15 protein-coding genes are annotated in these 18475 nt (G+C 44.7%); 11 read left to right on the top strand and 4 right to left on the bottom strand.

Annotated features, from left to right (window positions below):
* Positions 1 to 53: 53 nt before the first annotated feature.
* A complete protein-coding gene (locus R8O11_RS12650) occupies positions 54 to 602 on the bottom strand; it encodes an NAD(P)H nitroreductase (protein WP_005380711.1) in 549 nt (182 codons plus the stop codon).
* 173 nt (positions 603 to 775) lie between these two features.
* Between R8O11_RS12650 and R8O11_RS12645 the strand changes: the two genes are divergently transcribed.
* On the top strand, positions 776 to 2092 hold the full coding sequence (locus R8O11_RS12645) for an MFS transporter (protein WP_064376890.1): 1317 nt from the start codon (positions 776 to 778) through the stop codon (positions 2090 to 2092).
* Positions 2093 to 2151: 59 nt separating this feature from the next.
* Here R8O11_RS12645 and R8O11_RS12640 read toward each other — a convergent pair whose 3' ends face one another.
* The gene (locus R8O11_RS12640) at positions 2152 to 4164 is read right to left on the bottom strand and encodes an NADPH-dependent 2,4-dienoyl-CoA reductase (protein WP_005380708.1); all 2013 of its coding nucleotides are present in this window, start codon (positions 4162 to 4164) and stop codon (positions 2152 to 2154) included.
* 224 nt (positions 4165 to 4388) lie between these two features.
* On the opposite strand from R8O11_RS12640, the gene sppA reads away from it, so the two are divergent.
* Positions 4389 to 6239 carry a signal peptide peptidase SppA gene (sppA, locus tag R8O11_RS12635; RefSeq protein ID WP_005380705.1) on the top strand — a complete coding sequence of 617 codons (1851 nt, stop codon included), beginning with the start codon at positions 4389 to 4391 and terminating at the stop codon, positions 6237 to 6239.
* 164 nt (positions 6240 to 6403) lie between these two features.
* Positions 6404 to 7417 carry an asparaginase gene (ansA, locus tag R8O11_RS12630; protein WP_171344346.1) on the top strand — a complete coding sequence of 338 codons (1014 nt, stop codon included), beginning with the start codon at positions 6404 to 6406 and terminating at the stop codon, positions 7415 to 7417.
* A gap of 95 nt (positions 7418 to 7512) precedes the next feature.
* Here the strand turns inward: ansA and R8O11_RS12625 are convergent, their stop codons facing one another.
* Positions 7513 to 7797 carry a YeaC family protein gene (locus R8O11_RS12625; protein ID WP_005380700.1) on the bottom strand — a complete coding sequence of 95 codons (285 nt, stop codon included), beginning with the start codon at positions 7795 to 7797 and terminating at the stop codon, positions 7513 to 7515.
* Between the two features lie 101 nt (positions 7798 to 7898).
* Here R8O11_RS12625 and R8O11_RS12620 point away from each other — a divergent pair, with 101 nt between their 5' ends.
* Positions 7899 to 8720, top strand: coding sequence for a DUF2989 domain-containing protein (locus R8O11_RS12620; protein WP_005384926.1), 822 nt, complete (start codon positions 7899 to 7901; stop codon positions 8718 to 8720).
* A 117-nt stretch (positions 8721 to 8837) separates the two neighbouring features.
* On the opposite strand, the gene msrB is transcribed toward R8O11_RS12620, so the two are convergent.
* Entirely contained in the window at positions 8838 to 9245 is a 408-nt protein-coding gene (gene msrB, locus R8O11_RS12615; RefSeq protein WP_042522504.1) for a peptide-methionine (R)-S-oxide reductase MsrB, read from the bottom strand.
* Positions 9246 to 9582: 337 nt separating this feature from the next.
* Between msrB and gap the strand changes: the two genes are divergently transcribed.
* The 7 genes from gap (at position 9583) to R8O11_RS12580 (ending at position 18408) form a co-directional block, all read left to right on the top strand.
* Positions 9583 to 10578: a type I glyceraldehyde-3-phosphate dehydrogenase gene (gene gap / locus R8O11_RS12610; RefSeq protein WP_005380697.1), complete on the top strand. Its 996-nt coding sequence runs from the start codon at positions 9583 to 9585 to the stop codon at positions 10576 to 10578.
* 155 nt (positions 10579 to 10733) lie between these two features.
* Positions 10734 to 11618: a D-hexose-6-phosphate mutarotase gene (locus tag R8O11_RS12605; protein WP_005380695.1), complete on the top strand. Its 885-nt coding sequence runs from the start codon at positions 10734 to 10736 to the stop codon at positions 11616 to 11618.
* A gap of 197 nt (positions 11619 to 11815) precedes the next feature.
* Complete coding sequence (locus R8O11_RS12600) at positions 11816 to 13852, top strand: methyl-accepting chemotaxis protein (protein ID WP_033907353.1); 2037 nt, start codon at positions 11816 to 11818, stop codon at positions 13850 to 13852.
* A 96-nt stretch (positions 13853 to 13948) separates the two neighbouring features.
* Positions 13949 to 14776 (top strand): 23S rRNA (guanine(745)-N(1))-methyltransferase, encoded by an 828-nt coding sequence (rlmA, locus tag R8O11_RS12595; RefSeq protein WP_062730495.1) that lies wholly within the window; start codon positions 13949 to 13951, stop codon positions 14774 to 14776.
* Between the two features lie 97 nt (positions 14777 to 14873).
* Positions 14874 to 15821, top strand: a complete 948-nt coding sequence (locus tag R8O11_RS12590; RefSeq protein ID WP_053349599.1) for a ChaN family lipoprotein — start codon at positions 14874 to 14876, stop codon at positions 15819 to 15821.
* A 251-nt stretch (positions 15822 to 16072) separates the two neighbouring features.
* Entirely contained in the window at positions 16073 to 16432 is a 360-nt protein-coding gene (locus R8O11_RS12585) for a hypothetical protein (RefSeq protein ID WP_053349598.1), read from the top strand.
* 398 nt (positions 16433 to 16830) lie between these two features.
* Positions 16831 to 18408: an alkaline phosphatase gene (locus R8O11_RS12580; protein WP_025767190.1), complete on the top strand. Its 1578-nt coding sequence runs from the start codon at positions 16831 to 16833 to the stop codon at positions 18406 to 18408.
* Positions 18409 to 18475 lie beyond the last annotated feature (67 nt).

Here is an 18475-nt window from a genome sequence, read left to right as displayed (position 1 = left end):
AATAAATCAAGAAAAACTGTATAAATAAACAGTCAGTTTATTTAAGTTTTTAGTTATAGGAATTCAACAAACTGAGAAAGGTCACGCTCAGGAACTTTCATCGGTGTACAACCAGGCGTGCCTAAGTACAAGAAACCAACAATCTCATCGTCACCCTCTAAACCAAATGCTTGATGAACTTCTGGATGGAACATCCACTTACCTGAGCGCCAAAACCCTTGAAAGCCTTGCGCTACAGCTGCCATTTGCATCGCTTGTACAGCGCATCCCGCAGATAAGTGTTGCTCTAGTGCTGGTACTTTCTCATGTTCTGTTACTTTAGCAATCACCGTGATCACCATTGGTGCGCGAAATGGGGCATTCTTTACCTTTTCGACCACCGCTTCATCACTATTTTCAGCTTCTGCCGCTTTTACCAATATATCTGACAGTTTTTTCAAACCATCGCCCTGTGCGATAACGAAACGCCAAGGGGTTAATCCCGCATGGTCAGGCGCACGAAGGCCAGCACGAATGATGTTCTCAAGTGCTTTACCTTCTGGAGCAGGCGCGGATAACTTCGCGATAGATCGGCGATTGAGCAAAAGATCGAGAGCGTCCATGAAAGAATCCTTATTGAATATCGTTGTTATTTTGTTTACGCCACTTTAGCACAATCTGCTCCTGCGAATAACAACCGGTTTTCTGTGGGCTTGATAACGTGCTTCACTTAACATCAATCTGGGTTTAATGTTAATTTATTCGCGAAATGAATAAGTTGAACATAGGCAGGTTGATGAACAAGGACAAACAAAACAGCATTTACGAAAAGATCGTTAATGACGAAGATGCCCGTGCCTGTAAGGCGATTCCTGAATCAGCTTGTCATCAAGTTCCCGGCAACTTTCTTAAAATAATTCTCGCTCAGTTTTTAACGAAAGTCGGCGATGCGTTAATCAATCCTAAAGTCACGTTGCCGTGGATACTACAAAGTCTCGGGGCACCGGTTTACTTAATTGGTTGGCTCGTTCCTATTCGTGAATCAGGTTCCCTTATCCCACAACTTAGCATCGCGCACTACATCCGACGCATTCCAGTAAGAAAATGGGTCTGGGTAATTGGCAGCATCTTGCAGGCTCTTTCCATATTTGCAATCGGAGTGGTCGCATTAACTCTGACAGGAGCTGCTGCGGGTTATGGTGTAATTGCATGTCTTGTGATCTTCAGCCTCTCACGCGGTTTAAATTCCGTCGCATCAAAAGATGTATTGGGCAAAACCATCCCTAAAAACCAACGAGGTCAAGTCAACGGCTGGTCTTCAAGTGCTGCTGGCCTGGTTACGCTGCTTTTCGCGAGCCTTCTGGCACTAGCCTGGTTATGGGACGTAGAGCCGACAGAGCGCTTTTACGGTCTGAGTTTAGGCTTAGCGGGCGTCATATGGCTCATCGCGGCATTCGTCTATGCGCGAATTAATGAGTATGCCGGTGAGGTAGACGGTGGTCGAAATGGCGTCCTCGAAGCATTTAAACAACTCGCGTTACTTAAGACAGACGTGACCTTTCGTCGATTCGTTATCACGCGGACACTATTTTTATGTTCTGCGCTGAGTGCACCGTACTACGTTGTGCTGGCACAGCAATCTCTGGGTGGACAGCTCTGGGTGCTAGCTCTCTTTATGTTTGCGAGTGGCTTAGCCTCCTTTGTGTCAGGTCCTTTCTGGGGAAGAATGTCCGATCGCTCTAGCCGCAGTGTGATGGTCATAGGCGCAATGATGAGCGCGCTACTTGGTGTTGTGTTATTTGTTTACGATACATGGGTCACCGCTAGCCAAAGCTTCCTATTCGTGATTCCTCTGCTTTACTTTTGTGTTTGTATTGCCCACGACGGAATACGAGTCGGACGAAAAACCTATTTAGTTGATATCGCAGAAGGTGACAAACGGACGAGCTATGTAGCCGTGAGTAACACAGTGGTTGGGATAATGCTGCTTCTAATGAGCTCTCTTGGTGTTATGTCGAACTTCTTGAGCCTTTCAGCTGTGGTGTTAGTGTTCTCTTTTATTACTTTTGCTGGCGTGGTAATGGCCAAACAACTGCCAGATATCAGTGACTAGTTCTATACAAAAAAGCTGCGCTCAAAGCGCAGCTTTTATGGTAAACACACATTAAAAGGCTAGAGTTTTACCGCCAATTTAACACCTTGACGAATCGCACGCACAGCATCAAGTTCACCCGCATGGTCAGCTCCGCCAATGATATGAATCTTCTCTCCAAGTTCAGACCATTTATCTTCAAACGGACGTACAGACTCTTGCCCAGCACAAATGATAACTTTGTCTGCATTAAGTACCTGCGCGCTTCCGTCTACATGAATGTGCAAACCTTGATCATCAATTTTATCGTAAGACACGCCGCCGACTAAATGTACGCCCCGTTTTTCAAGGGTACGTTTATGGATCCAACCTGTCGTTTTACCCGGACCTTTACCTACACGACCTTTACGACGCTGAAGTACCCAGACTTCTTTATCGCTGACCGCATCAGGGTAAGGATATAAACCACCCGGCTGAGACATCTCCTTGTCGATTCCCCATTCATGCAACCAGTCATCTAACGTTTGTCCAACTGGCTCTGTGAGCATGGTCGCGACATCTACGCCAATGCCACCAGCACCAACGATAGCCACTTTCTCACCGACTGGCGTTTTGTCTCGAATGAGAGTTTGATAGTCGACGACTTTCTCTGGGTTATCAATTCCATCAATATTGACTTTACGTGGCTCAACACCCGATGCCATCACTATCTCATCATATTCTGTGAGTAAGTCATAGTTCGCTTCCGTCGATAAGTGCAGATTCACGCCTGTTTCATCAATACGGTTAGCGAAATATCGTATCGTCTCTCGAAACTCTTCCTTACCAGGGATCTGCATCGCAAGACGGAACTGACCACCGATGCGGTCGTTCTTTTCGAACAAATCAACCTTATGGCCACGTTCAGCCAGTGTGGTCGCACAAGCCAAGCCCGCAGGTCCAGCACCAACAACTGCAATGTTTTTCTTTTTAAAGGCTGGTTCAACAACAATTTCGGTTTCATAGCACGCTAGAGGGTTCACTAAGCAACTGGCGCGCTTACCTTTAAACACGTTATCTAGACACGCCTGATTACAACCAATACACGTATTAATAAGCTGCGCTTTTTCCTGTTCGGCTTTAGCAACAAAGTAAGGATCGGCCAAGAATGGGCGCGCCATCGAAACCATGTCGGCATGACCTGAAGATAAAATACGTTCTGCTTCATCTGGCGTATTTATACGGTTGCAAGTGATAATAGGAACCGAAACGTGAGGTTTAACTTTTTCCGTAACCCATGTAAACGCACCACGTGGTACTTGAGTCGCAATGGTCGGAATTCGAGCCTCATGCCAACCGATACCCGTATTAATAATCGTGACGCCAGCCTCTTCAAGTGCTTTCGCCAATTCGATAACGTCTTCAAAAGTGCTGCCCTGCTCGACAAGATCCAGCATAGAAAGACGGAAGATGATGATGAACTTGTCACCCACCGCCTTGCGTACCGCTTTAACAATTTCTAGCGGAAAACGCATACGTTTTTTATAGCTGCCACCCCATTCGTCGTAACGCATATTAGTACGTTTACATAAGAATTGGTTTATCAAGTAACCTTCCGAGCCCATTAACTCGACGCCATCATAACCAGCAAGCTGTGCTAACTCCGCACTATTAGCAAACGCGTCGATGGTTTTCTTTATCTGGCGGTCGCTCATTTCACTCGGAGCAAACTTTGCAATCGGCGCTTTAATGCCAGATGCACTTTGCGAGAATGGATGCATTGCATAACGCCCAGCATGGAGAATTTGCAACGCAATTTTACCACCGTGCTTGTGCACCGCTTCTGTCACAACTTTATGGGCTTTAGCATGTTTTGGCTTGCTGAATTCAGCACTCAACGGGTGTAAACGACCACGTAAGTTAGGAGAAAAACCTCCGGTTACAATCAGTCCGACACCGCCTTTCGCGCGTTCTTCATAAAAAGCAGCGAGCTTCTGTAATCCTTCTTTGTGCTCTTCTAAGCCCGTGTGCATTGATCCCATCAGAACTCGGTTTCGTAATTGTGTGAAACCGAGGTCCAGTGGCTTTAATAGGTTTGGGTACATGGCAGACATCACTTAACATCCATTGTTATTATCATGGTCTGACCAGATTAAGCCTGCTCAACCAAAAAATCAAACAAGCGTTTACATTTTTGTAACACCGATCAATCTCGTGTGAAAATATGCCAATTGTAGAGTGGTCGTGATAAGCTAAAAAAATGTTATCTTTTGAGATCTTAGAGATAAGAACCCATACTTTGTTAGACTCGGCGTAACTATCTCGTTATGGAGACAAGATGAAAAAACTCTTCAAATTTATTGGTTTGATATTTAAAGGGATATGGAAAAGTATCACTTTCATCAGACTCGCACTGGCAAACCTAATTTTCTTGCTGATGATTGCCGTTTTCTACTTTGCCTTTACTTATACCGGAGACGGTCAACCTGTCGTCGAAAAAGAATCGGCATTGGTGATGAACCTTTCAGGCCCAATTGTCGAACAAAGACGTTATGTAAACCCAATGGACTCTTTTGCTGGTTCCCTTTTGGGTAATGAGCTACCGAAAGAAAACGTCCTTTTCGATATCGTTGATACTATTCGCTACGCGAAAGACGATCCTAAAGTGTCTGGATTAGTGCTAGCACTGCGAGACATGCCAGAAACAAATCTCACGAAACTACGTTACATCGCGAAAGCGTTGAACGAATTTAAAGCGTCAGGCAAACCCGTTTACGCCGTAGGTGATTTCTACAACCAAAGCCAATATTACTTGGCAAGTTACGCTGACAAAGTTTATCTGGCACCTGATGGTGGTGTATTGATTAAAGGTTACAGCGCTTACTCAATGTACTACAAAACGTTACTTGAAAAGCTTGACGTTTCTACTCATGTTTTTCGCGTAGGTACTTATAAATCCGCTATCGAACCGTTTATTCGTGATGACATGTCCGATGCGGCGAAAGAGTCAGCAACACGCTGGGTTACTCAATTGTGGAGTGCTTTTGTTGATGACGTAACAACAAACCGAAACATTGATGCGAAAGTGCTTAATCCAACCATGGATGAACTGATTAACGAGATGAAGTCTGTAAATGGCGATATTGCTCAGCTCGCAGTCAAATTGGGGCTAGTGGATGAACTTGCTACACGCCAAGACATTCGCACTCTATTCGCAAAACAGTTTGGTAGCGACGGCAAAGACAGCTACAACGCGATTGGTTACTACGACTACCTTGCAACGATTCGTCCCGATTACACACTACCTCAGCACGACATCGCCGTTGTTCTAGCAAGTGGCGCGATTATGGACGGTCAACAACCTCGCGGAACTGTTGGTGGTGACACAGTCGCAAGCTTGCTGCGTCAAGCACGCAATGATGAAAAAGTGAAAGCGGTCGTATTACGAGTAGATAGTCCAGGAGGCAGTGCCTTTGCTTCTGAAGTGATTCGTAACGAAGTAGAAGCTCTGAAGCAAGCAGGTAAGCCGGTTGTTGTATCCATGTCGAGTTTGGCCGCTTCTGGTGGTTATTGGATTTCAATGAGCGCAGACAAAATCGTTGCTCAGCCAACAACCCTGACGGGCTCCATTGGTATATTTAGTGTCATCACCACGTTTGAAAAAGGCTTTAGCAAGTTAGGTATTAATACTGATGGCGTTGGCACATCGCCGTTCTCAGGTGACGGTATTACCACTGGCCTTTCTGAGGGCGCGTCTCAAGTGTTCCAATTAGGTATCGAGCACGGTTACAAGCGCTTTATTTCTCTAGTTGGCGAGAATCGCGATATGTCTCTAGAGGAAGTTGACAAAGTTGCTCAAGGTCGAGTTTGGACTGGCCAAGATGCACTATCCTTTGGTCTTGTCGATCAAATGGGTGACTTTGATGATGCTGTAGAGCTAGCGGCGAAACTAGCGAACGTAACCGATTACGGCATTTACTGGGTAGAAGAGCCTCTTTCACCTACTGAACTATTTCTGCAAGAGTTTATGAAACAGGTGAAAGTCTCTCTAGGTATTGATGCAACAAGCTTGCTACCAAAAAGTCTTCAACCCGTAGCTCAACAATTCGAACAAGACGCAAGCTTGCTCCAAAGCTTCAACGATCCTAAAGGTCAATACGCATTTTGTTTGAACTGCCAAGTGCAGTAGTTTTTCCATCAATATTACAAAGGGCACTTCTACTTGAAGTGCCCTTTTTATTAGGCTTTGCATCTCCTCAGATGACTTTCTGATGCTGTGCGTATAGCCTCGCATCTCAAGGTTATTTAGGTATATAATCCCCGCCTCTGTTCCCCTACACGAAAGAAAAAACGATGACTAGAAAACACATCTACATCGCTTACACCGGTGGTACCATCGGAATGCAAAAATCCGACCACGGCTATGTGCCTGTTGCTGGCTTTATGGAAAAGCAATTAGCAAGCATGCCCGAATTCCATCGTCCTGAAATGCCGGATTACACCATCCACGAATACGACCCTCTGATTGACTCATCAGATATGACACCTGCTGACTGGCAGCAGATTGCGAATGATATTCGTGACAACTATGACAAATACGATGGTTTCGTTATCCTACATGGTACTGACACCATGGCGTACACAGCGTCAGCATTGTCTTTCATGCTTGAAAACCTTGGTAAGCCAGTGATTGTAACGGGTTCACAAATCCCTCTCGCAGAGCTGCGTTCTGACGGCCAAGCAAACCTATTAAACGCGCTACATATTGCGGCAAACTACCCGATCAACGAAGTAACTTTGTTCTTCAATAATCAATTGATGCGTGGTAACCGCAGCACAAAATCTCATGCAGACGGTTTTAATGCCTTTACTTCACCAAACCTTCCTCCACTATTGGAAGCTGGGATCAATATTCAAGTTAGCAACAGCATAACCGTTGGTGCACAACCAGAAGGTGAGTTTAAGGTTCACAACATCACGCCACAACCAATCGGTGTGATCACCATGTACCCTGGTATTTCACACGAAGTTATCCGCAACACGCTTCGTCAGCCCGTGAATGCGATGATTCTTCTGACTTTTGGTGTCGGCAATGCTCCTCAGAACCCTGAGCTGCTTGGTCACCTGAAAGAAGCCTCTGAGCGCGGCGTTATTGTTGTCAACCTGACTCAGTGTTTGGCAGGTAAAGTGAATATGGGCGGATATGCCACAGGTTGTGCGCTCGCAGACTCTGGTGTTATCAGTGGCTTTGACATGACGCCCGAAGCGGCGCTGGCAAAACTACACTACCTTCTAAGCCAAAACCTTTCTTACGAAGAAGTAAAAGCGAGAATGCAACAAGTACTGCGTGGTGAAATGAGCCTGTAAGTTCAAGCTTTCTGCGATCTAAAAAGCCCAATACAATTTGGGCTTTTTTCTTTCAAAATCAAAATAATAAAATTTTGAGAAATAAGGCGTAAGGATTAATCAATGTTCGGATTGACACGAACAATATCGCTCTCTTCTCCGCTGAATTGTTTTTTAAGCTCTTGTTTTGATTTAAAACTGATTTCACCACCGGCTGCAACCGTCATATGCTGCGCATCAGTATTATGTTTTGATTGATACAACATCACAGCTTGCATACACGAATCTCGCTGCTCTTTAGAAAGTGTTGTACCCTCAGGCCATCTTCCCGTTTCTACTGCATAGACTAAGCGATCATAAACTTCTGGAGTCATCGCTTGTAATAGTTGTTCTGCGTCCATAGTGTACCTTCTTATTACATTCTATTTACAGAACATAACGGGTTAAGAAACTGAGTCAAGAATACGAAAATGAATTGGTGTAACGGATCACAAGCAAAGCCATGAAAAGAACAAACTGGTTACTTCTCAGCCTCGCATGTTTTGTGCTATCGGGCTGTTTTGAAGGTAACGTGACAACCGAAGAGTTGTGCCAAAAAACACCAGAACTGCGTTGCGAGCAGCTCAATATGGATGACGGCCAATGTCGAATTCCAAGAACAAATTTGGTTTGGCATCGGTTTGAGCAATTGAAAAACCCATCGGAAGCCAACCAAATCATCGAATACGGTCTGGTCGCTGAATATAGGAAATGCTTAGAACTCGCCTCCCAAATCACCCCTATTGATCAAAGTGCTCTCAAAAGACAACGCTTTAATGCATTGGTACACAGTATTGATGAGCTAGAGCGCATTGTAAACGAGTTAAAAGGCTCAGAAGACCCGGCTACTTTGTATTTCTTATGGTCTCAAACGGGAGATACTCAAGCTCGGCGCGCATTTTTACAAATGGAAGGGTCTCCCCAATTAAATAATGCTGAGATGCAATATGCATTAGCCACTTTTTATACCAACCGAGATACCAAGAAAACCCTGGAGCTTCTTAATAACGCGTTGTCTTTATCTGATGAAGACAACATCAATCCGGTCATTCTCAAGTCAATGGCAAGTATTCATCAAGGGCTTGGAGACAAAGAGCAAGCGTATCTATGGGCAATGGTCGCGAAGAGATTCGACGTACCGCTTGCTGATGAAAAGCAGCTCCAACGTATGTTCAATTTCAGTCATCCAGAGCGATATAAGCAGTTGGATGAATTAGCCGAATCGGTGGCGAAAGCCATAGAGAAAGGTATCTATTCCCCAGCAATGATACCCAGTGAGATATAAACGAAAAACTCCCGCAATGAGCGGGAGTTTTTATTTAAGTCGAGCGACACTCAGATCACTGTTGAGCTTGAATCATCCTGAAAGGATAAAACAATCTCGAGCACAATTTTGTCGTTATTATTCTGATTTGTTGAAAATTAACGACACAGAGTTAACACAAAAACGCTCTCCTGTGGTCTGTGGGCCATCTTCAAAAACGTGCCCTAGATGGCTATCACACGTTGCACAACGAATCTCTGTACGTACCATTCCGTGACTTAGATCTTCTAAATAGCGCACCGCTTGATCGTTGATAGGCGCATCAAAACTTGGCCATCCGCAGCCAGAGTCATACTTGTTATCAGAGACAAAGAGAGGGGCATTACAACAAGTACAAGCATAAACACCAGTTTCCTTATTATGCAGTAGCTTACCGCTGAAAGGAGGCTCTGTACCTTGCTCTCGGCAAATACGGAACTCTTCATCAGACAGTTGCTCACGCCACTGTTCATCTGACTTCGTCACTTTTTTCCCGCTTTGTTCCACGACTTTCGGCTCCTTATTTACTGTTCTTGGTATTGACTTTTTTAGCAAAAAACTTGCTTCTCTTAACAGTTGTAGCACATACTTTCTCACCAGGACACCATGCGTAATTAATTTGATAAGAGCACTTATCTCACCAGTTATATTACGCCAACTGGGCTACAGAAGAATCAGTTAAAAGTTTAAAAAACGTACATTTGCAAAGAATTGTTAAAAAAAGCGTCGCTTTTTTTTGACTTTAAACAAGTTAAGTCCGATTATCACTTGCAGATGTTTACTGGATTCTGTAATTTTACTACCAGTTATCTTTAATCAGAAATTAAGTTGTGGAGCAACTATAATGACTATCAAAGTAGGTATTAACGGTTTTGGCCGTATCGGTCGTTTCGTATTCCGTGCAGCGCAAGAGCGCAACGACATCGAAGTAGTAGGTATTAACGACCTTATCGATGTAGATTACATGGCATACATGCTTAAGTATGACTCAACTCACGGCCGTTTCAACGGTACTGTTGAAGTTGAAGGCGGTAACCTAATCGTTAACGGTAAAACTGTACGTGTTACTGCAGAGCGCAACCCTGAAGACCTAAAATGGGACGAAATCGGTGTTGACGTTGTAGCTGAAGCAACTGGTCTTTTCCTAACTGACGAGACTGCACGTAAGCACATCACTGCTGGCGCGAAAAAAGTTGTACTAACTGGTCCTTCTAAAGACGCTACTCCAATGTTCGTTAACGGCGTAAACTTCGACACTTACGCTGGTCAAGACATCGTTTCTAACGCTTCTTGTACTACTAACTGTCTAGCGCCTATCGCTAAAGTTCTTAACGACAAGTTCGGTATCGAATCTGGTCTTATGACTACAGTTCACGCAACTACAGCAACTCAAAAAACTGTAGATGGTCCTTCTGCTAAAGACTGGCGCGGTGGTCGTGGTGCTTCTCAAAACATCATCCCATCTTCAACTGGTGCTGCTAAAGCTGTAGGCGTTGTACTTCCAGAAGTAAACGGCAAACTAACTGGTATGGCTTTCCGCGTACCAACTGCTAACGTTTCTGTAGTTGACCTAACTGTTAACTTAGTTAACGGTGCTTCTTACGAAGACATCTGTAAAGCGATGAAAGAAGCTTCTGAAGGCGAACTAAAAGGCGTTCTAGGCTACACTGAAGATGCAGTTGTATCTCAAGACTTCATCGGCGAAGTTTGCACTTCAGTATTCGATGCTAAAGCTGGTATCGCGCTAACTGACAAATTCGTTAAGGTTGTATCTTGGTACGACAACGAAATCGGTTACTCAAACAAAGTTCTAGACCTAATCGCTCACATCTCTAAGTAATTAGAAAGTTAGCAATTAGCGAATAACTTCGTTAAAGAAAAGGCGGCTCTAGAGTCGCCTTTTTTGTATCTGGAATTTGAGAGAATGCAGGCTCGATGTTGCATTTAATGTGCGAAGCGCGTCTAAAAGCTCTCCCCAGCGATAGGAAACTACACATGGATTTAAAAACTCTCCCAGCCCTAACGGTGCTATCTGATAACGTCACTATCGTTGAAGTTGATCAGATAAAAATCGTCCGCGTGATTCATGACAAAGCAACGGCAGGCATCTCGCTACACGGTGGTCATGTCGTGTCGTTCACGCCTAAAGGTCAAGAAGATCTGATCTGGATGAGCGAAAAAGCTGTCTTCGATGGTAAAGCTGCTCTTCGCGGTGGTATTCCGGTTTGTTGGCCTTGGTTTGGGCGTATTGCTGCTCCAGCTCACGGCTTTGCCCGCACCGCAGAATGGGAGTTGGTTGAACATCGTGAGAACCATAACGGTGTGATTGTTGAACTTGCTCTGTTCCCGACAGAAGAAATCCACGATATTTGGCCCCATATGTTTGACGCTCGTTTGGTGATTGAAGTGGGCGATGAGCTAAAAGTGACGCTCAAAGTCATGAACATTGATGACGAGGCTTGGACCTTCTCTGGCGCATTACATACTTACCTAAACGTTGGAGACATTAAGCAAGCACAAACGACAGGCATGGGTGCCGAGTACATTGATAGCTTGAAAGCTGATGCGGTATGCCAAGGTGGTAATGTTCTACAACTAACTGACACCATTGACCGCGTTTACACGCAACCAGAAGCGAAAATTTTGGTAAAAGACCCGGTATTGGATCGTACGCTAAGCGTACACAACCAAGGCCACAACTCAGCAGTATTATGGAACCCTTGGGCAGAAGGTGCGCAAAGCATGGGTGACATGGCTGACGATGGTTATCAAACCATGTTGTGTGTGGAGTCTACTGTTCATGCACCAAGTATTGAGCAAGGTCAAACCCTCCAACCAGGTGAGACACATGAACTTGTCACTGTCATTTCAGCGCAGTAAGAATCACCATATAAAGGCCGGGATACCCGGCTTTTTTTGTAATAAAAGCTCTGCTTAGATGGTCCTATCTTTACTAACTTATTGGTTACTGGTCACTTTTGACGGTTTCATTAATAAATATCAAAAAAATTGATCATATAAACCGATAGCATACCGATACAAAACTCATAAATAATAAAAATATCAGGAATTAGTCTATGTTAGAGAGATACCGAAATCAAAGTGTCGGATTCCAGTTGAAACTGGTGATCACTTTGTGTCTATTCATTGCTTTCAGCAGTATTGCAGCGCTTGTTTACCGCAACGCTTCCGATGTTCTATTGGAAAGCACACTGAAAGAACACCAATCTAAAGTAGAATCAATGGCAAAAACCATTGCTGGCCAATTCGATGCTTACCTGCACACCGCTAAAGTCCTCGAATCTACTTTTCGCAATGGCTACCTTGCCGGTGTCTATGTCGAAAATTACACGGTTGACTTCATGGGACATGAAGTACCAAACATCACTCAATACAGTGAAAGCTTAATTAATGACACCAAGTTGGTCGACAGTTTCACACGTGATACCGGCGCTATAGCAACGCTATTCGCACCATTGGGTGACGACTTTATTCGGGTGTCCACCTCCCTAAAAGATCCACAAGGTCAGCGAGCGGTCGGAACCACGCTAGGCATCAACCATCCTGGTTATCAGCAACTTAAAGCAGGACAACCGTATTACGCTCAAATTAAATTGTATGGCGAGCGCTACATTACCTACTATGCCCCAATCAAAGATGCGACAGGAAAGGTAGCAGGCCTATCGTTTATTGGCTTACCAGTAGACCAAGCGACACAAACCTTATTCGATGCACTCGAAGAGATAAAATGGGGCGACACTGGTTACACCATTATCGTTGATAACGACGAAAACAATCTTGGTAAATACCTACTTCATCCAGCAAAAAGCGGCTCAGATTCGTCAATACTAGAAGTCGCCGACTACAATGGTCACAAGCCTTTTGGCCAGATTTTCGAACAATCTAGTGGATTAATTCGCTACCCTTTCGAGTACCAAGGTAACGTAGGCGAAAAGTATCTTGTCTACACAGAGGTTCCAGGTTGGAACTGGAAACTGCTAGGCGGTACGTTTATCAAAGAAGTTACAAAAGGTAGCGACACGCTTCTCACACTCATTGCCATCATTTCTTCGGTAGCGGCAATCATTACTTTTGTTGTACTGACACTTTTCTTGAATCACAGCTTACAACCTCTCACGACTCTAAACTCATACATGACTCGCTTAGCCGGCGGCGAAGTCAGCTTGAGCATCCCAGCGTCTCGTAAAGCATCAAAGAATGAAATTACGAACCTGAGCTCGGGTGTCGCCAGTATGGCAAGTCAGCTCAATGAACTTGTCGGTAAGATCCGTTCAACAAGCGACTTAGTGGAGAGCAACTCCACCAGCGTTGCCAACGATGCACATAGCAATTTGACCCAAGCCGACCGACAACAACAAGAAGTCGAGCAAGTTGTGACAGCGATTGAAGAAATGGCCTCTTCCGCTCAATCTGTCGCACAACAAGTCGAAAGCATTGCGGAAAACGTACGCTCAGCAAATACCGATAGCCAGTCTGGTCTCGCGATTGTTGAAGGCGTATGTATCGACGTTGCTCAACTTAACGATCAATTGGATCAATCAGCAACGGCTATCGAGCAAGTAAATCGCGATAGCGAGAGTATTCAAACCGTCACTAAAATGATTGATGAAATTGCTGAGCAAACCAATTTACTTGCCTTGAATGCCGCCATTGAAGCAGCACGAGCAGGTGAACAAGGTCGTGGCTTCGCAGTTGTAGCAGATGAAGTGCGCACACTTGCGCACCGAACCCAAAGCTCAGTTCAGGATGTCGTGGAAATTATCGAGAAACTAAAAGGGTCGACTCATAATGCAGTTAATATGATGACAGACAGCCAACGCAGTGCAAACCAGGTCTTGGACAAAGCACAAGACGCGGGCACAGCATTAGAAGCCATCGCAGTACAAGTGCAGTCGATAGCCTCTCAAGCCGACGCCATTGCAGCGACTTCAGAAGAACAAGCTCAAGTTTCACAAGAAATTGCAGCAAATGCCCATTCTATCAGTGAACTTAACCGAGAAAGCCGCAACACGAGCGCAAAAACCTCGCAAAGTGCCATTGAACTTCAACAACAAGCACGAAACTTGAAAGAGCAAGTCGACTTCTTCCACTAATACTTAATAAGAGCCGACCCAGTCGGCTCTTTTTGTTTCACTTGATACCACGCTTTTTGATAGAATTTGCCGCCCTACTTTCTGTTCGAGATCGTCATGAACTATCAATGCCCTCTATGCCACCAAGCTCTAGCGTTAAATGAAAAAACGTTTAAGTGCGAAAACAATCATCAGTTTGACTTAGCAAAAGAAGGCTACGTTAACTTGATGCCAGCGCACCACAAACGTTCTAAAGATCCTGGTGACAACAAAGAGATGATGCAAGCTCGTCGTCGATTCCTCGAAGGAGATTACTACAACCCAATGCGCCAAGAAGTGGCGCAGCTGTGTGCAACATACACTGAGGGGAGCACCCATCAATTATTAGATATTGGTTGTGGTGAAGGTTACTACACAGATCAAGTACAAAAGACGATAGAAACACAAGCGAACCATGCCACGATTTATGGCTTAGACATTTCCAAAGTTGCCATTCGTTACGCGGCGAAGCGTTACACGCACTGCAACTTTAGTGTGGCTTCTAGTCACCGACTTCCCTTCGCAAATGAATCCTTAGATGCCATTTTGCGCATTTATGCCCCGTGTAAAGCTGAGGAGCTGCAGCGCGTTGTAAAAAACGACGGCGTTGTTGTCACGGTTACTCCTGCTAGTCGCCACTTATACCAACTGCGTGAGCGGATTTATCAAGAAGTTCGTCTTCACAATGAAGAACCAGAACATATTGAAGGGTTTGAATTAGAGCACCAGCAGCATCTTAACTATGTTATGGACTTGAAAAACGGAGCCGCAGTCGATTTATTGCAAATGACGCCATTCGCATGGAAAGCAACCGATGCTCTTCGTGAAGAGTTGAAATCCGCTACACTTTTCCAATGTGAGGCTGATTTTATGTTGCGTGTATATCGCAAAAAAACACTCAATTAATACGTCAAAAAAACAACAAACGCAAATAGTTATCATTTATATTGATTCATTGCTCAGCCTCCATTAATATCATCCGGACATTTTTGGAGGCTTTTCAATGCGCTTTTCTACTTTGAGCTTGCTCTTTGCAGGCTTACTTACTGGTTGCTCTTCATATACGCACACCAACTCTCACGCAACCTCAGCGGAAGTCACTAGTTTTTACGACTACCAACTATACACCCCTTCTGGCGAGCACATCGCTCTAAGCAAACTGCCAATTGAGCTGCAACAAGCAGATGTCATTCTTATTGGTGAATGGCACACACACGCCGGCATTCATCGCTTTCAAACCGATATGCTCAAACAACTTACGTCCTACGACCGCTCACTCGCGTTATCTATGGAACAATTTACCCGCGACAAACAACCTGTTGTTGACGCTTACCTACGTGGGGAGATCGGCGAACAGTACTTAATGAAACAAGCCAACGCTTGGCCCAATTATGAAAGCGACTATCGCCCTCTCGTGGAGTTTGCTAAGCAGAAAAATCTCCCGGTCATTGCAGCAAATGCACCAAAGAGCATTGTCCGATGCATTGGTCGACAAGGGCTAGATTACATTAACAAGCTCGATGATGATCAGCGGATGTTCATTGCACAAGCCATCAACACTGGTAGTAGTCCGTACAAAGAAAAGTTCATGGCATCCATGCATCACGGTAAGCCAGAGCAGACGGAAAAACAGTTTGCAGCTCAAGTTACTTGGGATGAAACTATGGCGGAATCTATCGTTAGCTATCTAGACGACAACCCAGGCGCTCAGATTGTCCATGTTGCGGGCAAGTTTCACACCGAGCAAGGGTTGGGTACGGCAGCATCAATCTTAAGCCGCAACCCGAGCTTAAAAGTGGTTGTAATTAGCCCAACAGATAACGTGCTTTCTGATAATACAGACTATCAGTTAGAGGTTCTCGCACCACCAGTACGGTATGTACAAGATGCTCACCGCATGGCGGCATATCAACATCTAACTAAACGCAATAACGATCTTCAATGTAAGTAGCTGGTCTTCAATTTAAGTTACTACCTTGCCGTTGCGTTGCATCATCACACCGCTTCGAGTTCATAGAGTGACAAGGGTCTGCTTCCTGCTGGTCTATTTTTTGCTAATGATCACCAATAGAAACTAGAAGCGGCAAAAGCAGACCTGTTTTTATCCAAATAGCTTCAGAAATAAACTTTGCCGCCGATAAAAATATAACTGCTTTTTACCCGCACTCAGTGACCGAGTGTCGATGTTCCAAGGAGTATTCGATGAATCCAGTAGGAAGCACTTCTGTTAATAGCTATGCCAAACAACCTGTCGCCTCTAAACAAGCAAGTATTGCACAAGAAGAAACTAGTGCTTCGCCGCTGAAAGTCGAACACAATAAGGTGACGCTTTCGACCGAAGGCAAAGCGCTACTTGCCGCTCTGCAACAAATCGAGCACGACAGCAAAAAAATAGAAGCAGAAGATAAATCTGTTGGTGAAAAGGTCGAATCTTTCACACATGGTGCGCTTGGCATGGATCACCCCGATAAAATTGAGAAAGAAGAGGATGGCTCATATTCTGCGGGTCAATACCTTTCTGCGGCACTTACCGTTGGTGGCATCATACTGGCATTAGTCTGATAACCAGTCTGATAATCGTCACGACAACAAATCCTATTTGAACCAAACACTTACTGCAGCCCATAATTTAATAAGCCAAAGAACGATATGATGCAAACGTAAGTGAATTCGACCGCTCTTGTGGCCCGATAATATATGCTCGTTTATTGCTCCCTAAACTAGGTTTCTTGTGAAGGCACTGAATGGATAACTTTAGTCCATGCTTTCAACTCCTAAGCGTAATCCAAGCCCACGTTTGTGGGCTTACTTCTTTCCAAACTAACGAACGTTAGAGAGCGACTCATTTTTTCTGCAAAACCAAACAAAAACGACAATTTGGTTAAACTTTTATTACCGACACAAAACTTTCATAAATCATTGCTTTAATGCCTGCGCTTTCAATAAACAAGGAAAATATAATGAAGCGCTTAGTATCTCCAATCGTTACGGCAGTGGCTGCATCTACCCTCTCTTTCAACGCACTCTCAGCTGAAATCAAAAACGTCATTTTGATGATCGGCGACGGCATGGGTCCTCAACAAGTTGGTTTACTCGAGACCTACGCAAAACACGCACCTAACTCGGTTTACAAAGGCGAAAGCACAGCGTTATACAAACTCGCTCAAGAAGGTGTGATTGGATCATCACTAACCAATCCAGAAGACGCAATTGTCGTCGACTCTGCGTGCTCAGCTACGATGCTAGCGACAGGAATCCCTACCGCTTCTGAAGTCATTGGCATTGATAGCCAAGGCAACCATGTCGAAACTATTTTGGAAAAAGCCAAAAGTAAAGGTAAAGCAACTGGGCTCGTCTCTGATACGCGTATGACCCACGCAACGCCAGCAGCATTTGCCGCTCATCAACCACATCGCTCCCTAGAAAACAGTATTGCGGCGGATATGCTCGAAACAGGCGTAGACGTGATGATGTCTGGGGGACTTCGTCATTGGATTCCAAAGTCGACAAACGACAAGGGAGAGACATACGAGCAACTTGAAAAGCTCACTGAAGGTAATGTCTACCTAAAGTCGAAACGTAAAGATGAGCGCAACTTGCTTACTGAGGCGCAAGACCAAGGTTACAACCTTGCTTTCAGCCGCGATATGCTCACACAAGCTAAAGGTGACAAATTACTTGGACTTTTTGCTTACTCGGGCATGAACGATGGTATTGCCTACAGTCAAAGCAAAAACGATCCAAAACGCACGCAGCCATCGCTGAAAGAAATGACCACCAAAGCAATCGACATTCTTTCAAAAGACAAAGACGGTTTTTTCTTGATGGTTGAAGGCGGCCAAATTGACTGGGCTGGCCACAGTAACGATGCAGGTACGATGCTGCATGAAATGCTTAAATTCGATGAAGCGGTAAACTCAGTTTATGAGTGGGCAAAAGGCCGTGATGACACTCTGATCATTGTTACTGCTGACCACGAAACCGGCTCTTTTGGCTTTAGCTACTCATCAGCAAACTTGCCTAAACCACAAAAACGCGACGGCGAAGCATTCAAAAATCAGGATTACGCGCCAAACTTCAACTTTGGTCAGTTCGAGATCCTCGATGGTTTATACAACCAAAAGAAAAGTTACTACGGCATGATCAGTGAGTTCCAAGCGCTTGATAAGAAAGAGCAAACTCCAGAGAAGTTTGCGGAAGTCGTGAACGCAAATAGCGATTTTTCGATTACGCCTGAGCAAGCAGAACGCGTATTAGCAAGTAAACCAAATCCATACCGACTCGCTGGACACAAATACTTAAGCGAAGAGAACGTACCGACAATCAATGACTTTGATGCTTTCTTTCCTTACAACGACCGTGGCAACTTGCTAGCGCGTGAGCATGCAACAAAGCAAAACACAGTATGGGGGACGGGTACTCATACGCATACTCCTGTCAACGTATTTGCTTGGGGACCTGCAGAAACTATCCTTCCGGTATCAAAAATCATGCACCACTCGCAACTAGGCGAGTACTTGAAGCAACAAATTAAATAATCAACTTGCACTTACTTCACAACTCGTGATGTTTCAACGCTCTCGCAAGGGAGCGTTTTTTTATGCA

Source organism: Vibrio sp. 1288 (assembly GCF_033344475.1).
Note: the sequence above shows the minus strand (reverse complement) of the source record. Positions and strands in the feature narration are given on the sequence as shown.

Coding starts and splice junctions, on each gene's coding strand:
- R8O11_RS12650 (WP_005380711.1), bottom strand. CDS start 602: ATGGACGCTCTCGATCTTTTGCTCAATCGCCGATCTATCGCGAAGTTA.
- R8O11_RS12645 (WP_064376890.1), top strand. CDS start 776: ATGAACAAGGACAAACAAAACAGCATTTACGAAAAGATCGTTAATGAC.
- R8O11_RS12640 (WP_005380708.1), bottom strand. CDS start 4,164: ATGTCTGCCATGTACCCAAACCTATTAAAGCCACTGGACCTCGGTTTC.
- sppA (WP_005380705.1), top strand. CDS start 4,389: ATGAAAAAACTCTTCAAATTTATTGGTTTGATATTTAAAGGGATATGG.
- ansA (WP_171344346.1), top strand. CDS start 6,404: ATGACTAGAAAACACATCTACATCGCTTACACCGGTGGTACCATCGGA.
- R8O11_RS12625 (WP_005380700.1), bottom strand. CDS start 7,797: ATGGACGCAGAACAACTATTACAAGCGATGACTCCAGAAGTTTATGAT.
- R8O11_RS12620 (WP_005384926.1), top strand. CDS start 7,899: ATGAAAAGAACAAACTGGTTACTTCTCAGCCTCGCATGTTTTGTGCTA.
- gap (WP_005380697.1), top strand. CDS start 9,583: ATGACTATCAAAGTAGGTATTAACGGTTTTGGCCGTATCGGTCGTTTC.
- R8O11_RS12605 (WP_005380695.1), top strand. CDS start 10,734: ATGGATTTAAAAACTCTCCCAGCCCTAACGGTGCTATCTGATAACGTC.
- R8O11_RS12600 (WP_033907353.1), top strand. CDS start 11,816: ATGTTAGAGAGATACCGAAATCAAAGTGTCGGATTCCAGTTGAAACTG.
- rlmA (WP_062730495.1), top strand. CDS start 13,949: ATGAACTATCAATGCCCTCTATGCCACCAAGCTCTAGCGTTAAATGAA.
- R8O11_RS12590 (WP_053349599.1), top strand. CDS start 14,874: ATGCGCTTTTCTACTTTGAGCTTGCTCTTTGCAGGCTTACTTACTGGT.
- R8O11_RS12585 (WP_053349598.1), top strand. CDS start 16,073: ATGAATCCAGTAGGAAGCACTTCTGTTAATAGCTATGCCAAACAACCT.
- R8O11_RS12580 (WP_025767190.1), top strand. CDS start 16,831: ATGAAGCGCTTAGTATCTCCAATCGTTACGGCAGTGGCTGCATCTACC.